The sequence below is a fragment of the Acidovorax soli genome (assembly GCF_900107605.1).
GTDB classification, from domain to species: Bacteria; Pseudomonadota; Gammaproteobacteria; order Burkholderiales; family Burkholderiaceae_C; genus Acidovorax; species Acidovorax soli.
Map to the genome: position 1 here is coordinate 1 of NZ_FNQJ01000032.1, position 21390 is coordinate 21390.

The following is a 21390-nucleotide window of genomic DNA, read 5'->3' on the forward strand; positions in this document are numbered from 1 at the left end:
CAGGCCACCTTCGCCAGCAAAGTTGAACTCACGGCCGACCAAGTCAGCGTCACCCGCGAAGTCGACGGCGGCCTGGAAACCCTGCAGCTTTCGCTCCCCGCAGTCATCACCACCGACCTGCGCCTGAACGAGCCCCGCTACGTCACCTTGCCCAACATCATGAAGGCCAAGAAAAAGCAGCTCGACACCGTCAAACCCGAAGACCTGGGCGTCGATGTCGCCCCGCGCCTGAAGACCCTGAAAGTCGCCGAACCCGCCAAACGCGGAGCCGGCATCAAGGTGGCCGACGTCGCCGCCCTGGTCGACAAACTCAAGAACGAAGCCAAAGTCATCTAAGGAGCACAAGAAATGACCACCCTCGTTATTGCCGAACACGACAACGCCACCATCAAGGGCGCCACCCTCAACACCGTCACCGCCGCAGCCGCCTGCGGTGGCGACATCCACATCCTGGTGGCCGGCCACAACGCAGGCGCAGCCGCACAAGCCGCCAGCCAGATTGCCGGCGTCGCCAAAGTCATCCACGCCGACGCCCCCGGCCTCGAACACGGCCTGGCCGAGAACGTCGCAGCGCAAGTGCTGGCCATCGCAGGCAACTACAGCCACATCCTGTTCCCCGCCACCGCAGGCGGCAAGAACGTCGCCCCGCGCGTGGCCGCCAAGCTCGACGTCGCCCAGATCAGCGACATCACCAAGGTGGTGAGCCAAGACACCTTCGAGCGCCCCATCTACGCCGGCAACGCCATCGCCACCGTGCAAAGCGCAGACAGCATCAAGATCATCACCGTGCGCACCACCGGCTTTGACGCCGCAGCCGCCACCGGTGGCTCCGCCGCAGTGGAAACCGCAACCGCCACCAACGATGCAGGCAAGAGCAAGTTCATGGGCAGCGAAATCGCCAAGAGCGACCGGCCCGAACTGACCGCCGCCAAGATCATCGTCTCGGGTGGCCGGGCGCTGGGCAGCAAGGAAAAGTTCGACGAAGTCATGACCCCGCTGGCCGACAAGCTGGGCGCTGCTCTCGGCGCCAGCCGCGCAGCGGTGGACGCGGGCTACGCCCCCAACGACTGGCAAGTAGGCCAGACGGGCAAGATCGTGGCGCCGCAGCTGTACGTGGCAGCGGGCATCTCGGGGGCGATCCAGCACCTGGCGGGCATGAAGGACTCGAAGGTGATCGTGGCGATCAACAAGGACCCGGAGGCGCCGATCTTCAGTGTGGCCGACTATGGGCTGGAGGCGGATCTGTTTGCGGCCGTGCCGGAACTGGTCAAGGCGCTTTGACGGGCATTGGATGGCTATCCATGGGATAGCCGCAAGTGCTTATTTGCTAAGCGGTATCGCCATATTCCATGCAAAAGGAGACAACATCCATGGGCATCGACCTTTCCCGCCGCACCCTGGTGCAGGCTGCCTCCGCCGCGTTGGCCAGCGCGGCCCTGCCATCGCTGGCGCAGTCGGCCTGGCCAAGCAAGCCGATCAGGATCATCGTGCCTTACACGGCCGGGGGTTTTACCGACCAGATGGCGCGCCTGCTGCAGGTGGGCCTGCAAAAGCAGCTGGGCCAGCCCGTGGTGATCGACAACAAGCCCGGCGCCAACAGCATCATCGGCGTCGATGCGGTGGCCAAATCGGCGCCCGACGGGCACACCTTCGGCGTGGTGATTCCGGCCTTTACCGCCAACAACACGCTCTACCCCAAGCTGCCCTACAACGCACGCAAGGATCTGGTGGGTGTGTCATTGCTGGGCATTTCGCCGCTGGTGGCGGCCGTGTCCCTCAATGCACCGTTCAAGAACACCAGGGAACTGGTGGCCTACGCCAAGGCCAACCCCGGCAAGGTGAGTTTTGCCTCGTCGGGCAGCGGCTCGGCGGCGCACCTGACCAGCGAGCTGTTCAAGACGCTGACCAAGACCTTCATGGTGCATATCCCGTACCGTGGGGCCACGCCCGCGCTCACCGATCTGCTGGGCGGCCAGGTGCCGCTGTTCCTCGATCCCCCGCCCAACCTGATTCAGCCCGCCAAGACCGGTCGCATCCGTCTGATTGGCGTAGCCAGTGAAAAACGCCTGCCCATCCTGCCCGATGTGCCCACCTTTGTGGAGCAGGGCATTCCAGGCATGCTGGGCAGCACCTGGGCCAGCATGATTGCACCCGCCGGCACGCCGCGCGACATCGTCAAGCGCATGTCGGAGGCGGTCAACCAGATCATCCACAGCGAAGAAACCCGCGCCAAGCTCGAAACCATGGGCACCTTTGCCGAAGGCACAACGCCCGAGGCTTGCGACGCTTTTCTGGCGTCCGAGACCACCAAGTGGGGCAAGGTGATCCGCGAAGCCGGTGTGACGCTGGATTAAGGGCCTGCATCAACAGCCGCCCTTGAACCCAGCGCGCCCCATACCAGTGCCGCCGTGGAACCGGCTTTGCCGGGCCACGGGTGGCGTCCCCCTTTGGGGGATGACGCGAAGCGGCTCAGGGGGCTTCACGTATAGCGTTTGGCCCGCAGGTTCTCTTTCATCTGCTGCAGCACCGGTTGCAGCGAGGGGCCGATGCGCAGTGCCACGCAGGTGGCCAGCACGTCAATCACCAGCAGGTGCAGCAGCCGCGACACCATGGGGCTGTAGCGGTCATAGCCCTCGGGGTGGTCGGCGGCCAGGTGGATATTGCAGGCACTGGCCAGCGGCGAGCCGCTGGCGGTGATGGCGATGGTGGTGGCGCCGTTCTTGCGCGCAATGTCGGCGGCGTCCATCAGGTCGCGCGTGCGGCCCGAGTTGGAGATGATCACCGCGCAATCGCCCGGGCCGAGCAGGGTGGCGCTCATCACCTGGATATGGCCGTCGCTGGTGGCGATCGAGGTCACGCCCAGGCGAAAGAACTTGTGCTGCGCGTCCTGCGCCACGAAGCCGGAATTGCCCGCGCCATAGAACTCGATGCGCTTGCCGGCCTTCCAGGTGCTGGTGATGGCTTCAGCGGCGCGTTCGATGGCCCCGGTGCTGGCGGCGTTGCGGTATTGCAAAAAGGCCGCCACGGCGTTGTCCACCACCTTCACCAGCACATCGCCGGTCTTGTCGTCCACATCCACGCTGCGGTGGATGAAGGGCACGCCCTCGCTCACGCTGCCGGCCAGCTTGAGCTTGAAGTCGGCCAGCCCGTCATAGCCCATGCTGCGGCAAAAGCGCACCACGGTGGGCTTGCTGACGTGGGCGCGCTCGGCCAGCTCGCGCACGGGCAGGCGGGCAAACGCGCGGGCGTCGGCCAGCACCAGCCGGCCCACGCGTTGCTCGGCGGGGGCCAGGGAGGGCAGGGAGGCGGTGATGCGGTCCAGCATGTCAATTCCACGGAAAAACAGAAACGATGTCACGACAATGTAACTTGGTTTCATGGCGAGAACGGTCGCGGTAACGGGCCGTCTACACTTGCGGATTGCCGTCGCCCCGGCAAAACATGCGTGGGCGCCGGCTTGTCCACCGCCCACTCCATGAGACTTTCGCCATGAATCAGCTTGACGCCCTCAAACAGTTCACCACCGTGGTTGCCGACACCGGCGACTTCAAGCAGCTGGCGCAGTTCCAGCCCCAGGACGCCACCACCAACCCCTCGCTGATCCTCAAGGCGGTGCAAAAGCCCGAATACGCGCCCCTGCTGCAGTCCACGGTGGCCCAGTGGAAGGATCGCCCCATGGACGAGGTGATCGACCGCCTGCTGGTGCGCTTTGGCTGCGAGATCCTGGCCACCATCCCGGGGCGCGTATCCACCGAGGTCGATGCACGCCTGAGCTTTGACACCAGCGCCACCGTGACGCGGGCCGAACGCATCATCGAGCTGTACCAGGCGCAGGGCATTCATATCGACCGCGTGCTCATCAAGGTGGCTGCCACCTGGGAGGGCATCAAGGCCGCAGAAAAGCTGGAGCAGCGCGGCATCCACACCAACCTCACGCTGCTGTTCTCGTTCTGCCAGGCCGTGGCCTGCGGGCAGGCCAGGGTGCAGCTGATCTCGCCGTTCGTGGGCCGCATCTACGACTGGTACAAGAAGCAGGCCGGCGCCAGCTGGGACGAGGCCGCGCGCAGCGGTGCCAACGACCCCGGCGTGCAATCGGTCACGCAGATCTACAACCATTACAAGCATTTCGGCATCGCCACCGAGGTGATGGGTGCGAGCTTTCGCAATGTTGGCCAGATCACCGCACTGGCGGGCTGCGACCTGCTGACCATTGCGCCTGAGCTGCTGGCGCAGCTGGCGGCCTCCGATGCGCCCTTGCAACCGGCGATCAATGCCGACGCCGCACGTGCCATGCCGCTGCCTGCGGTCCAGTACGACGAGGCGGGTTTCCGCTTCGCGCTGAATGAAGATGCCATGGCCACCGAGAAGCTGGCCGAGGGCATCCGCAGCTTTGCGGCCGATGCCGTGAAGCTGGAAAAACTCATCCAGGCGGCCTGATTGCATGCGTTGACCTCGGTATCTGGCGCTCGCGCCGGTCTTGCCGGGGCTCGTACACTTGCGCACCCTGCCTGGAGTTCGGGCAACAGGAATTGATCCATGCACGCAGTTGTCATCAGCGGAACCGGCATTTACCAGCCCCCGCACACCATCACCAATGCCGAGCTGGTTGAATCCTTCAACCGCCATGTGGACCAGGAAAACGCGCGCTTTGCCGACGATATTGCGGCCGGCGTGCGTGCGCCCCTGACCTATTCCAGCGTCGAATTCATCGAAAAGGCCTCGGGCATCCAGCAGCGCTATGTGCTGGAAAAAACCGGCGTGCTGGACCCCGCGCGCATGTACCCGCGCTTCACCGAGCGGCCCGACGATCAGCTGTCATTGATGGCCGAGATTGCCGTGGAGGCCGCGCGCCAGGCGCTGGACGCCGCATGCAAGACCGGCGACCAGATCGATGCCGTGCTGTGCTCGGCGGCCAACATGCAGCGCGCCTACCCCGCCATGGCCATCGAGATCCAGCAGGCGCTGGGGGCCGGTGGCTATGGTTTCGACATGAACGTGGCCTGCTCGTCGGCCACCTTTGCGATCGAGCAGGCCGTCAACGCCGTGCGCACGGGCAGCGCGAAATGCGTGCTGGTGGTCAACCCCGAGATCACCTCGGGCCACCAGGCATGGAACGACCGCGACTGCCATTTCATCTTTGGCGATGTCTGCACGGCGCTCATCATCGAGCGGGCCGACTGCGCCACAGCGGCCGACCAGTGGGAGGTGGTGGGCACCAAGCTGGTCACCCAGTTCTCCAATGCCATCCGCAACAATTTCGGGTTTCTCAACCGCAGCGAGGACAGCGATCCGAACGCGCGCGACAAGACCTTCCGCCAGGAAGGCCGCAAGGTCTTCAAGGAAGTGGTGCCGCTGGCCGCCGCCCACATCGAGGCCCATCTGGCGGCGCTGGACCAGGCGCCCACGGCGGTGCGCCGCTACTGGCTGCACCAGGCCAACCAGGGCATGAACCAGCTGGTCATCAAGAAGCTGGTGGGCGCGGACGCGGGCGCCGATGTGGCGCCCCTGATCCTGGACGAGTTCGCCAACACCGCATCGGCCGGTTCCATCATCGCCTTCCACAAGCACCGGGCCGATCTGGCGGCCGGCGACCTGGGCGTGATCTGCTCCTTTGGCGCGGGTTACTCCATCGGCAGCGTGGTGGTGCGCAAACGCTGACCTGCACAACTCCCCGAGGACTGTGATAGCGCAGCCTCGGGCGTTCCGCGGCATTGCTTTTCTTGCCAACCACCGAACTATTGGCAGCGAAATGACGCCTTGTGGCCCATCCCGAGCGCAACTACCACCGGTTTGCGCGGCTTGTGCGGGTCATCTTTGACCGGGTGCAGCTGGATTGAAGGCATAAGGCACGGGCGAAACCCGTCACAACAACCAAAGGTCACCCCGCAGGCAAGCGCATCCCCACCCGCAACCCCTTCGGCACCAGTCCCTCGGCCACCGTCCGCCCCCCGTGGCGCAGCGCGATCTCTTCCACGATCGACAGCCCCAGCCCGCATCCCCCCGCCTTGTCCGATCCGCGCCAGAAGCGCGCAAACAGGTCGCCCAGGTGCTCGGCAGGCACGCCCGGCCCGTCGTCTTCCACCACCAGCAGCGCCCAGTGCCCGGGCGCTTCGTGGCCCACACGTACCGTCACGGTGGCGCCGGGGTCGGCGTAATGCAGCGCGTTGTCGATGAGGTTGTTGAGCGCCTCGCGCAGCAGCAGCGGGTGGCCCTGCGCGGGCAGGTGGTCCACGCCCTCGTAGCCCAGGTCCATGCCCTGGGCCAGTGCGCGGGCGGCCCATTCGCGGGCCACCTCGCGGGCCAGCGCGGCCAGGTCGATGGACTGCATCTCCACGTTCGATTCCGAGCGCGCCAGCTGCAGCAGCTGGTGCACCAGGTGGGCACTGCGTTGCGCGGCCGACAGCACCTTTTGCAAGCGGGCCTGCACGGCGGGTTCATGGCTTTCGTGCAGGGCCAGCTCGGTCTGGCCGATGAGGCCGGCGAGCGGCGTGCGCAATTGGTGGGCGGCGTCGTTCAAAAAGCGCTTTTCCTTTTGCTGGCCGCGCGCCACGGTCTCCAGCAGGCGGTTGATGGTGCTGGCCAGCGAATGCACTTCTTGCGGGGCGGAGGTCAGCTCGATGGGCGGCAGCGGCGTGGTGCCCGTGTGGGGCAGTGCACGCGCGCGCTCGATCTGCGCCTCCAGGCGCTTGAGGGGCTGCAGTCCGCGCAGTACGCCCGCGTACACCACGGCACTCAGGGCAAGGCCCATCAAGCCCATGGGGAACACCATGCGCTCCAGCAGCTCTTGCGCAATGCGCTCGCGCACGGTGAGGCTCTGGGCCACCTGCACGCGCAGGCGCTGGCGGGTGGAGGCGGTGCCGTAATCCACATCCAGCAAGGCCACGCGCACCGGTTTGTCGTCCACCCGCGCTTGGTACAGAAACGCCTCGCCCACGGCCACATCGACCTGGGGCGGTGGCGGCAGCTGTGCGTTGCCCAGCAGGAAGCGCCCGGGCGGGGATGACACCATGTAGCTAATGGGGTCGGCCGGGTCTTGCTCCAGGATGTCCTGCGCGGCCTTCGGAAAATCCACCAGCAGCCCGTCGCCGATCGGTTTGATCTGCCGCGCCAGCGCCCGCACCGACTGGGTCAGTGTCTGGTCAATGCCCTTCTCGCCGTTTTGCAGCGCAATGCGCCACGCCAGAAACCCGCCCGACAACCACAGCACCAGCTGCGGCAGCAGCAGCCACAGCAGCAGCTTGCGCTGCAGGGATACGCCGGGGACCTGCCGCACGTCAATGGCCCGAGGCGCAGCGCCTCGGAAGGGAGGAGGGCATTTTCATGGCTTGGCGAGCATGTAGCCCAGGCCGCGGATATTGCGGATGTTCAGGGGCGATGCGTCCAGCTTCTTGCGCAGGCGGTGCACATACACCTCCAGCGCATTGGAGTTCAGAGGGGCCGCGGTTTGCCCGGGCTCGGGCGGGCTGGCGCGCCAGGCGGCCAGCACATCGTCGCGCGTGACGACTTCGCCGCAGCGGTGGGCCAGCAGTTCCAGCAGCTCCCACTCGCGCTGGGTCAGCTCCAACAGGTCGCCGTTCAGCGCGGCGGCATGGCTGGCGTGGTCCAGCACCAGGGGGCCGATGGTGGTGCTGGCGACGCCCGCCGCGCTGCTGGCCTGGGTGAAGGCGGGCTGCCGTGCGCGGCGCAGCATGGCCTGCAGGCGGGCCTGCAGCTCCTGCATGTTGAAGGGCTTGGTGATGTAGTCGTCGGCCCCGGCGTTCAGGCCCAGCACGCGGTCATCGACACCATCGCGGGCCGTGAGGATCAGCACGGGCAAGCCGGTGATACGCGCGCGGGCCCAGACCAGCAGCTCCATGCCGTCGGCGCCCGGCAGGCCCAGGTCCAGGATGATGCCGTCCACCGCCTGCGCCTGCAAAAGCGCCATGGCCTGCGCCACGCTGCTGGCCGTGCTGACGCCGTAATCAAGTTGCTTGAGCTGGCCGGTGAGCGCGTCGAGCAGGAGGGCGTCGTCTTCGACAATCAGTATCGTGGCCATGGATTGAGCATAACAAAGGCCCCCGCAACGGACCCGCTGCGGCCTGGCCGCGACTCTCAGGGAAAGCCCTGAGAGTTAAATTAATTATTGTAATTAAAGTACCGGCTGCGCTGAGCGACATGGGATTCAAGGCGCAGCACGAGATTCTGACAACAACGTCGAGGAGACAAGGGTATGTGGAAGATGGCAAAGATCGCCGCACTGGCGGTGGGCCTGGCGGCAGCGATGTCCGCCAGTGCCGGGGAGGTCGAGGTCCTGCACTACTGGACTTCGGGCGGTGAAGCCAAGTCGGCTGCCGAACTCAAGAAGATCATGCAGGGCAAGGGCCACACCTGGCGCGACTTTGCCGTGGCCGGTGGTGGTGGCGACAGCGCCATGACGGTGCTGAAAAGCCGCGTGATCTCGGGCAACCCGCCCTCGGCCGCGCAGACCAAGGGCCCGGCCATTCAGGAGTGGGCCTCCGAAGGCGTGCTGGCGAATGTCGATGCGCTGGCCAAGACCGAGAAGTGGGACGAGGTGCTGCCCAAGGTGGTCGCCGACGTGATGAAGTACAAGGGCAGCTACGTGGCCGCCCCCGTCAATGTGCACCGCGTGAACTGGCTGTGGGCCAGCTCCGATGCGCTCAAGAAGGCGGGCGTGGCGAGCATGCCCAAGACCTGGGACGAGTTCTTTGCCGCTGCCGACAAGCTCAAGGCCGCAGGCCTGATTCCGGTGGCCCATGGCGGCCAGAACTGGCAGGACTTCACCACCTTTGAATCCGTGGTGCTGGGTGTGGGCGGTGCCAAGTTCTACCAGGACGCGCTGGTCAAGCTGGACGACAAGGCCATCCACAGCGACACCATGAAGAAGTCGCTGGAGACCTTCCGCCGCATCAAGACCTACACCGACCCGGGCGCTTCCGGCCGCGATTGGAACCTGGCCACGGCCATGCTCATCCAGGGCAAGGCGGGCTTTCAGCTGATGGGCGACTGGGCCAAGGGCGAGTTCATTGCGGCGGGCAAGGCGCCGGGCAAGGAGTTTCAGTGCGCGGCGGCACCGGGCGCGGCGGGTGCGTTCACCTTCAACGTGGATTCGTTCATCCTGTTCAAGCTCAAGGACGCAGCGGCCCAGAAGGCGCAAAGCGACCTGGCCAGCTCCATCATGAGCCCCGAGTTCCAGGAGGTGTTCAACCTCAACAAGGGCTCGATCCCTGTGCGCACCGGACAGAAGATGGACAAGTTCGACGACTGCGCCAAGGCCTCGGCCAAGGACTTTGCTGACACTGCCAAGAGCGGTGGCCTGGTGCCCAGCGTGGCCCATGGCATGGCGATTGCGCCTGCCACCGAAGGGGCGATCAAGGATGCCGTCAGCCAGTTCTGGAACGACGACAAGGTGAGCGTCGCCGACGCCATGAAGAAGATCGCGACCGCCGCGAAGACCAAGTAAGCCGTGTACGACACACGCACCTACACGCACTAAAACCAACCCCAGAGGGATCCCATCATGACGACAAGAAACCGCCTGACGGCGGTGGCTTTGGCCGCCGCATGCGCGAATGGCGCCTTTGCCATGGAAGCAGCAGGCTTTGAGTTCAACGGCTACTCCCGCGGTGGCCCCGTGTTCAACCACTCGGACGGCGTCAAGGGCAACCTGACGCTGGGCGGCGAACTGCAGAAATACCGCCTGGGCAACGAGGGCGACAACGGCATCGAAGTCAACTTCGCCAAGGGCTTCGAAGCCGGTGGCGTGAAGTGGAAGGTGAACTACATGCCCGCCAAGTGGGGCAGCGGCGACATCAGCACCGAGCAGGCGTTTGTGGAGATGAGCGGCTTCGCGTTTGCGCCCGAAGCCAGGTTCTGGGCCGGCCAGCGCCGCCTGCGTATCCAGGACGTGCACATCGTCGATTACTTCTTGCTGAACTATGGCGACAACATCGGTGCCGGCGTCACCGACATTCCCGTCGGCGGCATGAAGCTGGGCCTGGGCGTGTTCACCGGCGACAAATTTGACCGCGGCCTGCCCAACAACGTGAAGGCGCACCGCATCAACGCCGACCTGTCCGAGATCAATACCAACCCCGGCGGCAAGCTGCGGGTGCTGCTGACGGCGGTGGGCGGCAAGAACCAGGTGGGCGGCGGTTCGGGGTCCGGCATCTCGCTGATGCACACGCAAAAGGAGTTTGTGCTGCCCAGCATCAGCAACACGCTGTACCTGCAGACCTCGCGCGGCCATGCCCGCATCGACGGGGAGTTCGAGGCCATCGAGGGCACCAGCGCGGGCAAGCGCGCCACCCGTATCGCCGATTCCATTCACTGGCAAAGCGGCCCGTTTGGCGGCCAGGCCCTCATCGGCTACCAGACCAACAAGGCGGATCTGACCGGCGTGGAGACCAAGGACTTCTCGCTGGGCGGCCGGGGTTCCTACGCGTTCAGCAAGAACTTCAAGGGCTTGGTGGAGCTGTCCACCACCACCCGCAAGGGCTCGGGCGCCGACCAGCGCCTGACCAAGGCCACGCTGGCAGGCGCCCTGGCCATGTCGGAAGACTTCTGGTCGCGCCCCGAGCTGCGCCTGTATGTGACCAAGGCCAACTGGAACCAGGCGGCCGCAGTGGCCAACGCAGGCAGCTTTGGCGCCAATGGCAAGACCTCGCGCACGCTGGTGGGCGTGCAGTACGAGGTGTGGTGGTAAGCCGTTGAGTGTGTGAGTTACTCCGAGGTGACTTTGTTCTTTGGTGCGCACCGGGTGTGCGCCCACTTTTTCCCATGCAGGTGCCACATGCCCACAATTTTCCGCTGCCATGAAAAATGACCGCCATGCACCGTTGCTGAGCGGGTCGCTTCTTCCTGAAGGGGGTGCCCGGTGATGCCCAAGAATTCTCTGGAGAGCTGGCTGCCCAAGCTGGTGGTCGCCCCGGCCTTTGTGCTGGGCTTCGCCTTTATCTATGGCCTGATGGTCTGGAGCGGGGTGCTGAGCCTGTCCGCCTCGCGCATGCTGCCCAACTACGAGTGGGTCGGTCTGGCGCAATACGAAAAACTCTGGGCGATGGACCGCTGGTGGGTCGCGCTCAAAAACCTGGGCATCTTCGGCGTGGGCTACGTGGGTGGCTCGCTGGCCATTGGCGTGTTGCTGGCCGTGCTGCTGGACCAGAAGATCCGTGCCGAGGGTGCTTTGCGCACCATCTACCTGTACCCCATGGCCCTGTCGTTCGTGGTCACGGGCACGGCCTGGAAGTGGCTGCTCAACCCCAGCCTGGGCCTGGAGAAACTGATGCAGGACTGGGGCTTCACGAACTTCACCTTTGGCTGGCTGGTGGACACCGAGATGGCCATCTACTGCGTGGTCATCGCCGGCATCTGGCAAAGCGCGGGCTTTGCCATGGCGCTGTTCCTGGCCGGGCTGCGCGGCATCGATGACAGCATCATCAAGGCCGCGCAGGTCGATGGCGCCTCGCTGCCGCGCATCTACTGGCGTATCGTGCTGCCGGCACTGCGGCCGGTGTTCTTTTCCACGCTCATGGTGCTGTCGCACCTCGCGATCAAGAGCTTTGATCTGGTGATGGCGCTCACCGCTGGCGGCCCCGGCTTTGCCACCGATGTGCCCGCCACCTTCATGTACACCATGTCGTTCTCGCGCGGCCAGATTGGCCTGGGCGCGGCCAGCGCCACCATGATGCTGGCCACCGTGGCGGCCCTGGTGATTCCTTACCTTTACAGCGAACTGCGGAGCAAGCCCCATGACCGCTAATTCCTCGGTGTCTCCCTCCCTTTTCCCGTCGCTGGGGCGCCTGCTGGTCTATGGCGTGCTGGCCCTGGCCACTGCGTTCTTCCTGCTGCCGCTGTATGCGATGCTGGTCACCTCGTTCAAGGACGCCGAGGAGATCCGCAGCACCTCGCTGCTGGCACTGCCCGCCGCGCTGAACGGGTCGGCCTGGGGCACGGCCTGGCAGAGCGCCTGCACGGGCGTGGACTGCAATGGCCTGCGCCCGTTCTTCTGGAACTCGGTGGCCATGGCCGTGCCGGCCGTGCTGATCTCCACCGTGTGGGGCGCGCTCAACGGCTATGTGCTGAGCCTGTGGAAGTTTCGCGGCAGCGACACCCTGTTTGGCCTGCTGCTGTTTGGCGTGTTCATGCCCTTCCAGGTGGTGCTGCTGCCCATGAGCCAGGTGCTGGGCTGGCTGGGGCTTTCCAGCTCCATCACCGGGCTGGTGCTGGTGCACTGCCTGGCCGGGCTGGCGGGCACCACGCTGTTCTTTCGCAACTACTACGCGGCCATCCCCAAGGAGCTGGTGAATGCGGCACGCATGGACGGCGCAAGCTTCTGGCAGATCTTCTGGCGCATCGTGCTGCCGCTGTCCACGCCCATCGTCATGGTCACGCTGATCTGGCAGTTCACCAACATCTGGAACGACTTCCTGTTTGGCGTGGTGTTCTCGGGCACCGAGTCCAAGCCCATCACCGTGGGCCTGAACAACCTGGCCAACACCAGCAGCAGTGTGAAGGCCTACAACGTGGACATGGCGGCCGCCATCATCGCGGGCCTGCCCACGATGGTGATCTATGTGCTGGCGGGTAAATTTTTTGTGCGCGGGCTGACGGCCGGCGCAGTGAAGGGATAAATCATGGCGTCATCACTCGACATCGCAGGCATCAACAAGCGCTTTGGCAAGGGCGACAAAAGCGTGGAGGTGCTGCGCAAGGTGGACATCCACGTGGCCCCCGGCGAGTTCCTCATCCTGGTCGGCCCCTCGGGCTGCGGCAAATCCACGCTGCTCAACATCATTGCGGGGCTGGATGAGCCCACCGAGGGCGAGATCCGCATCGGCGGCAAGAACGTGGTGGGCATGCCCCCGCGCGACCGCGACATCGCCATGGTGTTCCAGAGCTATGCGCTGTACCCCACCTTGAGCGTGGCCGACAACATCGGCTTTGCGCTGGAGATGCGCAAGATGCCCAAGGCCGAGCGCCAAAAGCGCATCGACGAAGTGGCGGCCATGTTGCAGATCAGCCACCTGCTGGACCGCCGGCCCAGCCAGCTCTCGGGCGGGCAGCGCCAGCGCGTGGCCATGGGCCGGGCGCTGGCGCGCCAGCCGCAGCTCTTTTTGTTCGACGAGCCGCTGTCCAACCTGGACGCCAAGCTGCGCGTGGAGATGCGCGCCGAAATCAAGCGCCTGCACCAGGCCAGCGGCATCACCAGCGTGTACGTCACGCACGACCAGGTCGAGGCCATGACGCTGGGCTCGCGCATCGCGGTCATGAAGGGCGGTGTGGTACAGCAGCTGGGCACGCCGGACGACATCTACAACCGCCCGGCCAACACCTACGTGGCCACCTTCATTGGATCGCCCACCATGAACCTGCTGCGCGGTGCGGCCACGGGCGGGCAGTTTGGCATCCAGGGCGCGGCCCTGAACCTGGCAGCCCCCGCCAGTGTCAACGAGGTGCTGCTGGGCGTGCGCCCCGAGCACCTGGTGATGCAGGACAGAGCCCCCTGGCGCGGCCGCGTCAGCGTGGTCGAGCCCACGGGCCCCGACACCTATGTGATGGTGGACACGGCCGCGGGCAGCGTCACGCTGCGCACCGATGCCCAGACCCGCGTGCAGCCCGGCGACGCCGTGGGCCTGGCGGTGGAGCCCGCCAACGCCCACTGGTTTGACGCCAGCAGCGAGAATCGGCTGGCGTGATCCGCGCGGCGTGAACGCCGCCGGGCACCCGCCTTCTCTGCCGTCTGTTTGCTATTGAAACAGTAGCTTCTAGCGCATGTACTACGAGTGCTAGCAGCTGTTTTTGCTTAAAACACCGCATGACACCCCTGCGCCTGCTGGCCGACATTGGCGGCACCAACATCCGCCTGGCCTGGCAAGACCAGCCCGATGGCCCCCTGCACGACACCCGTGTGCTGCCCTGCGCACAGTTCCCCACGGTGGATGCCGCCCTGTCGGCCTACCTGGCCGAGGTGAACATCGCCACCCCCCGCGAGGCTGCTTTTGGCATCGCCAACCCGGTCACGGGCGATGCCATCCGCATGACCAACCACAGCTGGAGCTTTTCGCAGCGCGCCGTGCGCGAGGCGTTTGGTTTTGAGCGGCTGGTGGTCATCAACGACTTCACCGCGCTTGCGCTGGCGCTGCCCCTGCTCACCCCTGCGCAGCTGCGCCCGGTGGGCGGCGGCGCGGCCGTGCCGGGCGCCGCGATTGCGCTGCTGGGCCCGGGCACGGGCCTGGGCGTGTCGGGGCTAGTGTTTCCGCCCGGCTCCAGCCTGGGGGTGCCGCTGTCGGGCGAGGGCGGTCATGTCACGCTGGCCGCGCAGACCCGGCGCGAATTCGATGTGCTGGGCATCCTGCAAGAGCGCTACGGCCACGTGTCGGCCGAACGCGCCGTGTGTGGTGCCGGGCTGGTCGACCTGTACCACGCGCTGCGCCGGCTGGCTCAGCGCGGCGGCAAGGAGATCAGCTCGGCCGCGCAGGTGACTGAGCTCGCGCTGCAGGCCAACGACCCGCTGGCGCTGGAGGCGCTGGAGCTGTTCTGCGGCTTCCTGGGCAGCGTGGCGGGCAACCTGGCGCTTACGCTCGGGGCGCGCGGTGGTGTCTTCATCGGCGGCGGCATGGTGCCACGCCTGGGCACCTGGTTCGACCAGTCGCCGTTCCGCGCACGGTTTGAATCCAAGGGGCGGTTCCAGTCCTACCTGGCCTCCATGCCCTGCTGGGTCATCGACCCCGGCGCCACGCCCGCGCTGCACGGTGCCTCGCGCGCGCTGGACATTGCGGGTACAGACCCATGAGCGGCAGCCCGGCGAGCGCACCGCTCCCTATGCTGCGGCCCACCGGCGTGCACCATGTGGCCATCATCGCCAGCGACTACGCGCGCTCGCGCTGCTTCTACACCGAAGTGCTGGGCCTGCAGGTGGTGCACGAGCATTACCGCGCCGAGCGGCAGTCGTACAAGCTCGACCTCCAACTGCCCGACGGCACGCAGGTGGAGTTGTTTTCTTTCCCCCACCGGCCCGCACGCCCTTCTTACCCCGAGGCCTGCGGCTTGCGCCACCTGGCCCTGCGCGTGGCCGACATGGAGGCCAGCGTGGCTGCCCTGATGGCACATGGCGTGGCCGTGGAGCCGGTGCGCACGGACCCGTTCACGGGGGCGCTGTTCACGTTTTTTGCCGACCCGGATGGGTTGCCGATCGAGCTGGTGGGGCCTGTGCCCGCCTCCCGCTGATCTGTCTGCGATCAGAGAAAAAGGCCCTGGCGGGCCTTTTTCCGTGTCACATCTCTTCACTCCAGCAATACCCATCGCGCGCAATCATCGCGCTCGCGGCACGCGGGCCCCAGCTGCCGGCGGGGTAGGGGCGGGGGCCGGTGGGGTCGTTCTTCCAGTATTGCAGGATGGGCTCCACCCAGCGCCAGGCTTCCTCCTGCTCGTCGCTGCGCACGAACAGGTTCAGGCGGCCGGCAATCACGTCCAGCAGCAGGCGTTCGTAGGCGCCCACCCGTTCGGTGCCAAAGCGCTGGTCAAAGTCCAGGTTCAAGTGCACCTGCGACAGCGCGGGCTCGGCCTGGCGCTGGGCCGCGCCCTGGGCCATCAGGTGCAGCTCCAGCCCGTCCTTGGGCTGCAGGTTGATCACCAGGCGATTGGCCGCGCCCGCCGGCGTCTTGAAGATGGGGTGCGGCACCGGCCGGAAGTTGATGACGATGTGCGCGTCGCGCCCCGCCAGCCGCTTGCCGGTGCGGATGTAGAACGGCACGCCCGCCCAGCGCCAGTTGCTGATCTCGGTGCGCAGCGCCACAAAGGTTTCGGTGGTGCTGGCGGCGGCCACGCCCTGTTCTTGCGCGTAGCCAGGCACGGGCTGGCCCTGGAGGTTGCCCGCCGCGTATTGCCCCCGGATCACATGCTGGCCGATGGTCTCCAGCGTCCAGGGCTTGAGCGACTGCAGCACCTTGAGCTTTTCGTCGCGGATGGCGTTGGCGCTGGAGTTGATGGGGGGCTCCATGCCGATCGCGCACAGCAGCTGCAGCGCATGGTTCTGCACCATGTCGCGCAGCGCGCCAGTCTGGTCGTAGAACGCGCCGCGCGACTCCACGCCCAGCTCTTCGGCCATCGTGATCTGGATGTTGGCAATGGTCTCGCGGCGCCACAGCGGCTCGAACAAGGCGTTGCCAAAGCGCAGCGCGAACAGGTTCTGCACCGAGGGCTTGCCCAGGTAGTGGTCGATGCGAAAGACCTGCTCTTCCTTGAGCACGCGGCGCAGCGTGTCGTTGATGGCGCGGTTGGACTGCAGGTCGTGGCCCAGGGGCTTTTCCAGCACCACGCGGGTGGTGGAGCCGTTCAGGCCCACGGCGGCGATCTGTTCGCACACGTTGGTGAACAGGCTGGGCGCGGTGGCCACGTACATCACCACTGAATCCGCCCCGCGCGCCTTCAGGGTGTCGGCCAGGCGCTCGTAGTCCTGGGTGTTGGCCAGGTCCATGCGCAGGTAGTGCAGCAGCGCGGCAAAGCGTGCGAACTCATCCGGGCTGGGGCGCTTGGCCAGCTCCACGCCGTCGAACCGCGACTGGATCAGGCTGCGGTATTGTTCGTCGTTCAGGTCGTCGCGCGCCACCGCGATGATGCGCCCCCCCTCGGGCAGCGTGCCATGCCGGAAGGCCTGAAACAATGCGGGCATCAGCTTGCGCCAGGCAAGGTCGCCGGTGCCGCCGAACAGGACGAGGTCAAAACTCATGGTGTCTCCGTGATGGGGTGGTTCGTTTTGTTGCCCGGGATTGTAATAACGTTACATGGTTTTCCGATGGAAGATGCCGTTTTTCTATTGCTTGTAACCCAAAAGAACCTGTTCATGAGTTATTTTTGTGTGTAATCAAGTTACTATTCTGCCGCTTTTCACCCTACCCGTTTGATGACCATGCCCCTTCGTTGCGACCAGTCTGCGCTATGGCCCCAGTTGGCAGCCCACTATTCCTCCCACGGCCAGTACCTGGACATGCGCCAGGCGTTTGCGCAGGACGCCCAGCGGTTTGCCGGCTTCAGCCAGTCGGCCCCGCATGTGTTTGCCGACCTGTCCAAGAACCTGTGGGATCGCGACACCGAAGCGCTGTTGCTGGACCTGGCCCGCGATTGCGGCCTGGCGCAGCATCGCGACGCGATGTTTGCGGGCGAGGCCATCAACACCACCGAAAACCGCGCCGTGCTGCACACGCTGCTGCGCCGCCCTGCGGGCCTGGTCCTGCCCGGTGATGTGCCCGAGACCGCGCAGCGCCTGGCCGGCGTGCACCACACGCTCGATGCCATGCTGCAGTACGCCGAGCAGGTGCGCAGCGATGCTGCCATCACCGACGTGGTGAACATCGGCATCGGCGGGTCGGACCTGGGCCCGCACATGGCTGTGCGTGCGCTCGAAGAGTTCCGCATCCCCGGCAAGCGCTTTCACTTTGTCTCGAACGTGGATGGCCACGAGCTGCACCATGTGCTCCAAGGCCTGCGGCCCGAGAGCACGCTGTTCCTCGTGGCGTCCAAGACCTTCACCACGGCCGAGACCATGATGAATGCGCACTCGGCGCTCACTTGGTTTGCCGCCCAGGGCGGGCGCGACGTGGCGCGGCACTTTGCAGCGCTCACCACCAACATCGAGGCTGCGGGTGCGATGGGCATCACCACCACCTTCGGCTTCTGGGACTGGGTGGGCGGCCGCTACTCGCTGTGGTCGGCGATTGGCCTGCCCATTGCCATCGCGATTGGCGCGCAGGGTTTCCGTGACTTTCTTGCGGGAGCCCATGCCATGGACGAGCATTTCCGCACCGCGCCGCTGGCGCAGAACCTGCCCGTGCGCCTGGGCCTGCTCGATGTCTGGTACCGCAACTTCCATGGCTTTACCAGCCGCTGCATCGCGCCCTACCATGCGGCGCTGGGTCGCTACTCGGCCTACCTGCAGCAGCTGGAGATGGAGAGCAACGGCAAGCGCGTGGCGCAGGACGGCAGCCTGCTTACCTGCGTCACATCGCCCGTGCTGTGGGGCGAGCCAGGCACCAACGGCCAGCATGCGTTCTTCCAGATGCTGCACCAGGGCGCTGACGTGCTGCCGCTGGAGATCGTGGCCGTGCGCAAGGCATCTCACCCGCTGCCGGGCCACCAGCAAAAGCTGCTGGCCAACGCGCTGGCGCAAACGCAGGCGCTGATGGTGGGCAAGGCCAGCGACGACGGCCACCGGCACTTTCCGGGCAACCGTCCCAGCACGCTCATGCTGCTCGAAGCCCTCACCCCCGCATCGCTGGGCGCGCTGATTGCGCTGCAGGAGCACCGCGTGTTTGTGAGCGGCAGCCTGTGGGGCATCAACAGCTTTGACCAGTGGGGCGTGGAGCTGGGCAAGGTGCTGGCCAGGGACCTGGAAGCGCGCTGGGACAGCGGCGACGTTACCGGGCTCGATGGATCGACGGCGGGCTTGCTGCAGAGGTTGCGCGCGGCCCCTGCAGCCTGGGAGATCGTCAACAGGCTCTGAGGCTGGCGCGGGGATTCAGCGCTGGAAGAAGTTCACCGGCAGTCCCGCAACGCCCGCCTCCACGCTGAACAGCGAGCCCGCAGGAGTCGCTGTCTTCTGCTCTTGAACAGGCCTGCCTGCACCTGCCGATGTGATGTACAGCGTGCTCAAGTCTTCCCCGCCAAAGCACACCATGGTCGGGCACTGTACCGGCACCGCGATGCGCTGCAAGACTGCGCCCGCTGGCGAGAGCTGCAGCACGCAAGCCCCTTCATACATCGCTACCCAGTAATTCCCCTCCACATCCACCGCCGCGCCATCGGGCCGGCCGCCGTAGGGTTGGCCTTCCACCTTGCGGTCGAACCGCACCCAGGGGCGCCGGTGGGTGATTTCGCCTGTGGCCACGTCAAAGTCGAACCGGTCAATGCGGTGCTCCGGCGTGTTCGACCAGTACAGCGTGCGGTTGTCGGGGCTGAAGGCCAGGCCGTTGGCGGTGAAGTTGTCGCCCGCCATGTGGCGCACGCTATAGCCCGTGGCGCTGGCCGGGTCGGCCTGCAGGCGCCACAGCGCGGCATGGGGTGCGGTGCGGGGCGTGATGACCGAGCCCGCCCAGAAGCGGCCTGCGCTGTCGCAGCGGCCGTCGTTCAGGCGCAGCACGGTGGTGTCGTGCTGCTCGGGCGGCAGCAGGGCCAGGCAGGTGAGGGCGGTCGGGTCTGCGCTGTCCTTCGCCGTATCCAGAAGATAGAAACCGTTCCGTAACCCGATTACTAATCGACCATCGGCCGCTGGCGCGCAGCAGCCGGGCTCGCTGGGCATGCGCCATTGCCGGCGGCGGCCGCTGGCAGGATGCCATGCGTGAACTGCTTGTCCCTGAATGTCACACCAGTAAAGGGATTTTTCCGTGGGGTGCCAGAAGGGGGATTCGCCCAGTTCGGAGGGTGGAAGGGGCAGGATTTGCAGGGACATGGGTTGAAGTGGGGTGGTTATCGAGTTACATTCTAGGGCCTCAGACAACGGGCTCCGGCGCCATGCACGGGGCCCCGCCACCCACCGATGGAGACTTCCATGCATCCAGTTGTAGCGCGCGTGACCGAGCGCATTGTCCAGCGCAGCGCAGACACGCGCGGGGCCTACCTTGTCGGCGTTGACGCCATGATCGCCCGCAAGCCCGCACAAGACCGCATGGGCTGCGCCAACCTGGCCCACGCCTACGCGGCGCTGCCGGGCTCGGACAAGTTCAAGGTCACGGTCGAGAAAGCCCCCAACATCGGCATCGTCACGGCCTACAACGACATGCTCTCGGCCCACCAGCCGTACCAGGGCTACCCCGCCATCCTGCGCGACGAAGCCGTGCGGCAGGGGGCCACGGTGCAAGTGGCAGGTGGCGTGCCCGCGATGTGCGATGGCGTGACGCAAGGCACGCCCGGCATGGAGCTGTCGCTGTTCTCCCGCGACGCCATTGCCATGGCCACGGCGGTAGCGCTGTCCCACGATGTGTTCGATGGTGCGCTGCTGCTGGGCGTGTGCGACAAGATCGTGCCCGGCCTGCTGATCGGCGCGCTGCACTACGGCCACCTGCCCTGCGTGTTTGTGCCCGCAGGCCCCATGGGCACGGGCCTGTCGAACAAGGACAAATCGAAGGTGCGCGAGCAGTACGCACAGGGCCTGGTGGGCCGCGACGAGCTGCTCCAGGCCGAGTCCGCCGCGTACCACAGCCCCGGCACCTGCACGTTTTACGGCACAGCCAACAGCAACCAGATGCTGCTCGAAGCCATGGGCCTGCATGTGCCCGGCGCGGCGTTCGAGTCGCCCGGCACCGAGGTGCGCGAAGCCTTCACGCGCCAGGCGCTGCGCACGGTGCTCGACATCGGCAAGCGCGGCAAGCGCTTCACTCCCATTGGCAAGCTGGTGGACGAGCGCTGCATCGTCAACGCCATGGTGGCCTTGCTGGCCACGGGCGGCTCCACCAACCATCTGATCCACTGGGTGGCGATTGCGCGCAGCGCGGGCATCCTGATCGACTGGACCGATTTCGACGAGCTCTCGTCCGCTGTGCCGCTGCTGGCCCGCGTGTACCCCAATGGCGATGCCGATGTGAACCAGTTCCAGGCGGCCGGCGGCCCGCCCTGGATCCTGCGCGAGCTGCTGGCGGGCGGCCTGATGCACCCTGATGTGATGAGCGTGAACGCAGGCGGCATTGCCGATGGCGGCAAGAGCGCGCCCGCCGTGTCGGGCGATACCTCGGTGCTGCGGCCCGTGAGTGAGCCGTTCTCGCCCACGGGCGGGCTGCGCCTGCTGCAAGGCCGCCTGGGCCGTGCGGTGATCAAGGTGTCGGCTGTGCCCGAAGACCGCCATATCGTCCAAGCCCCAGCGCGTGTTTTCGATTCGCAGGAGGCCTTGCTCGCCGCCTTCAGCGCGGGCGAGGTCAATCAGGACATGGTGGCCGTGGTGCGTTTTCAGGGCCCGCAGGCCAACGGCATGCCCGAGCTGCACAAGCTCACGCCGCCACTGGCCGTGCTGCAGAACCAGGGCTTCCAGGTGGCGCTGGTGACCGACGGGCGCATGAGCGGCGCCTCGGGCAAGGTGCCCGCCGCCATCCACGTCACCCCCGAGGCGCTGGCTGGCGGCCCGCTGGCCAAGGTGCGCGATGGCGACATCGTGCGGGTGGATGCGGTGGCGGGCACGCTCGATGTGCTGGTGGACGATGCCGAGTGGGCCGCACGCGCCCCGGCATCCTTCAACGCCCCATCACCCGTCGGCTTTGGCCGAGAACTCTTCACCAACTTTCGCCGCCATGCTGGCGGTGCCGAACAAGGAGCCTGCACATGGCTGTAGCAGGATGCACCCCCTGAGTCGCTGCGCGCCTTCCCCCTCTCTCGCTGCGCGGGAGGGGGACGCACCCGATGGCCTGGCGA

The 21390-nt window shown here is 66.1% G+C and carries 19 protein-coding genes; 14 read left to right on the forward strand and 5 right to left on the reverse strand.

Annotated elements, in window-relative coordinates; genetic code table 11:
• The 3 genes from BLW02_RS16145 to BLW02_RS16155 form a co-directional block, all read left to right on the forward strand.
• Positions 1 to 336, forward strand: a 336-nt coding sequence (locus BLW02_RS16145; protein WP_425285670.1) for an electron transfer flavoprotein subunit beta/FixA family protein, incomplete at its 5' end; no start/stop codon positions are given.
• Between the two features lie 12 nt (positions 337 to 348).
• Positions 349 to 1281 (forward strand): electron transfer flavoprotein subunit alpha/FixB family protein, encoded by a 933-nt coding sequence (locus BLW02_RS16150; RefSeq protein ID WP_092700206.1) that lies wholly within the window; start codon positions 349 to 351, stop codon positions 1279 to 1281.
• 89 nt (positions 1282 to 1370) lie between these two features.
• Positions 1371 to 2354 carry a tripartite tricarboxylate transporter substrate binding protein gene (locus BLW02_RS16155; RefSeq protein WP_092700209.1) on the forward strand — a complete coding sequence of 328 codons (984 nt, stop codon included), beginning with the start codon at positions 1371 to 1373 and terminating at the stop codon, positions 2352 to 2354.
• 125 nt (positions 2355 to 2479) lie between these two features.
• On the opposite strand, the gene BLW02_RS16160 is transcribed toward BLW02_RS16155, so the two are convergent.
• Positions 2480 to 3325 carry a MurR/RpiR family transcriptional regulator gene (locus BLW02_RS16160; protein WP_092700212.1) on the reverse strand — a complete coding sequence of 282 codons (846 nt, stop codon included), beginning with the start codon at positions 3323 to 3325 and terminating at the stop codon, positions 2480 to 2482.
• Between the two features lie 164 nt (positions 3326 to 3489).
• Between BLW02_RS16160 and tal the strand changes: the two genes are divergently transcribed.
• Both tal and BLW02_RS16170 read left to right on the forward strand, forming a co-directional pair.
• Entirely contained in the window at positions 3490 to 4437 is a 948-nt protein-coding gene (gene tal, locus BLW02_RS16165) for a transaldolase (RefSeq protein WP_092700216.1), read from the forward strand.
• 99 nt (positions 4438 to 4536) lie between these two features.
• Positions 4537 to 5658 (forward strand): beta-ketoacyl-ACP synthase III, encoded by a 1122-nt coding sequence (locus BLW02_RS16170; RefSeq protein WP_092700219.1) that lies wholly within the window; start codon positions 4537 to 4539, stop codon positions 5656 to 5658.
• A 220-nt stretch (positions 5659 to 5878) separates the two neighbouring features.
• Here the strand turns inward: BLW02_RS16170 and BLW02_RS16175 are convergent, their stop codons facing one another.
• Together BLW02_RS16175 and BLW02_RS16180 are read right to left on the reverse strand one after the other, a co-directional pair.
• The gene (locus BLW02_RS16175; RefSeq protein ID WP_092700222.1) at positions 5879 to 7273 is read right to left on the reverse strand and encodes a sensor histidine kinase; all 1395 of its coding nucleotides are present in this window, start codon (positions 7271 to 7273) and stop codon (positions 5879 to 5881) included.
• 45 nt (positions 7274 to 7318) lie between these two features.
• A complete protein-coding gene (locus tag BLW02_RS16180) occupies positions 7319 to 8035 on the reverse strand; it encodes a response regulator transcription factor (RefSeq protein ID WP_092700225.1) in 717 nt (238 codons plus the stop codon).
• 174 nt (positions 8036 to 8209) lie between these two features.
• Between BLW02_RS16180 and BLW02_RS16185 the strand changes: the two genes are divergently transcribed.
• The 7 genes from BLW02_RS16185 (at position 8210) to gloA2 (ending at position 15225) form a co-directional block, all read left to right on the forward strand.
• Positions 8210 to 9460 carry an ABC transporter substrate-binding protein gene (locus BLW02_RS16185; protein WP_092700228.1) on the forward strand — a complete coding sequence of 417 codons (1251 nt, stop codon included), beginning with the start codon at positions 8210 to 8212 and terminating at the stop codon, positions 9458 to 9460.
• A 57-nt stretch (positions 9461 to 9517) separates the two neighbouring features.
• The gene (locus BLW02_RS16190) at positions 9518 to 10702 is read left to right on the forward strand and encodes a carbohydrate porin (RefSeq protein WP_483069165.1); all 1185 of its coding nucleotides are present in this window, start codon (positions 9518 to 9520) and stop codon (positions 10700 to 10702) included.
• 174 nt (positions 10703 to 10876) lie between these two features.
• Positions 10877 to 11758: a carbohydrate ABC transporter permease gene (locus tag BLW02_RS16195; protein ID WP_092700231.1), complete on the forward strand. Its 882-nt coding sequence runs from the start codon at positions 10877 to 10879 to the stop codon at positions 11756 to 11758.
• The gene (locus tag BLW02_RS16200; protein WP_092700234.1) at positions 11748 to 12629 is read left to right on the forward strand and encodes a carbohydrate ABC transporter permease; all 882 of its coding nucleotides are present in this window, start codon (positions 11748 to 11750) and stop codon (positions 12627 to 12629) included. Before BLW02_RS16195 ends, BLW02_RS16200 begins: the two co-directional genes overlap by 11 nt.
• A 3-nt stretch (positions 12630 to 12632) precedes the next feature.
• Positions 12633 to 13694 (forward strand): ABC transporter ATP-binding protein, encoded by a 1062-nt coding sequence (locus BLW02_RS16205; RefSeq protein WP_092700237.1) that lies wholly within the window; start codon positions 12633 to 12635, stop codon positions 13692 to 13694.
• Between the two features lie 119 nt (positions 13695 to 13813).
• On the forward strand, positions 13814 to 14791 hold the full coding sequence (gene glk / locus BLW02_RS16210) for a glucokinase (RefSeq protein WP_092700240.1): 978 nt from the start codon (positions 13814 to 13816) through the stop codon (positions 14789 to 14791).
• Positions 14788 to 15225 (forward strand): SMU1112c/YaeR family gloxylase I-like metalloprotein, encoded by a 438-nt coding sequence (gene gloA2, locus BLW02_RS16215; protein ID WP_092700243.1) that lies wholly within the window; start codon positions 14788 to 14790, stop codon positions 15223 to 15225. The genes glk and gloA2 overlap by 4 nt, the downstream gene beginning before the upstream one ends.
• A 46-nt stretch (positions 15226 to 15271) precedes the next feature.
• Here the strand turns inward: gloA2 and zwf are convergent, their stop codons facing one another.
• A complete protein-coding gene (gene zwf / locus BLW02_RS16220) occupies positions 15272 to 16726 on the reverse strand; it encodes a glucose-6-phosphate dehydrogenase (RefSeq protein ID WP_092700246.1) in 1455 nt (484 codons plus the stop codon).
• 174 nt (positions 16727 to 16900) lie between these two features.
• On the opposite strand from zwf, the gene pgi reads away from it, so the two are divergent.
• The gene (pgi, locus tag BLW02_RS16225) at positions 16901 to 18496 is read left to right on the forward strand and encodes a glucose-6-phosphate isomerase (protein WP_092700249.1); all 1596 of its coding nucleotides are present in this window, start codon (positions 16901 to 16903) and stop codon (positions 18494 to 18496) included.
• A 15-nt stretch (positions 18497 to 18511) separates the two neighbouring features.
• On the opposite strand, the gene BLW02_RS16230 is transcribed toward pgi, so the two are convergent.
• A complete protein-coding gene (locus BLW02_RS16230; RefSeq protein WP_092700252.1) occupies positions 18512 to 19441 on the reverse strand; it encodes an SMP-30/gluconolactonase/LRE family protein in 930 nt (309 codons plus the stop codon).
• A gap of 99 nt (positions 19442 to 19540) precedes the next feature.
• Here BLW02_RS16230 and edd point away from each other — a divergent pair, with 99 nt between their 5' ends.
• Positions 19541 to 21310: a phosphogluconate dehydratase gene (edd, locus tag BLW02_RS16235; RefSeq protein ID WP_092700255.1), complete on the forward strand. Its 1770-nt coding sequence runs from the start codon at positions 19541 to 19543 to the stop codon at positions 21308 to 21310.
• Positions 21311 to 21390 lie beyond the last annotated feature (80 nt).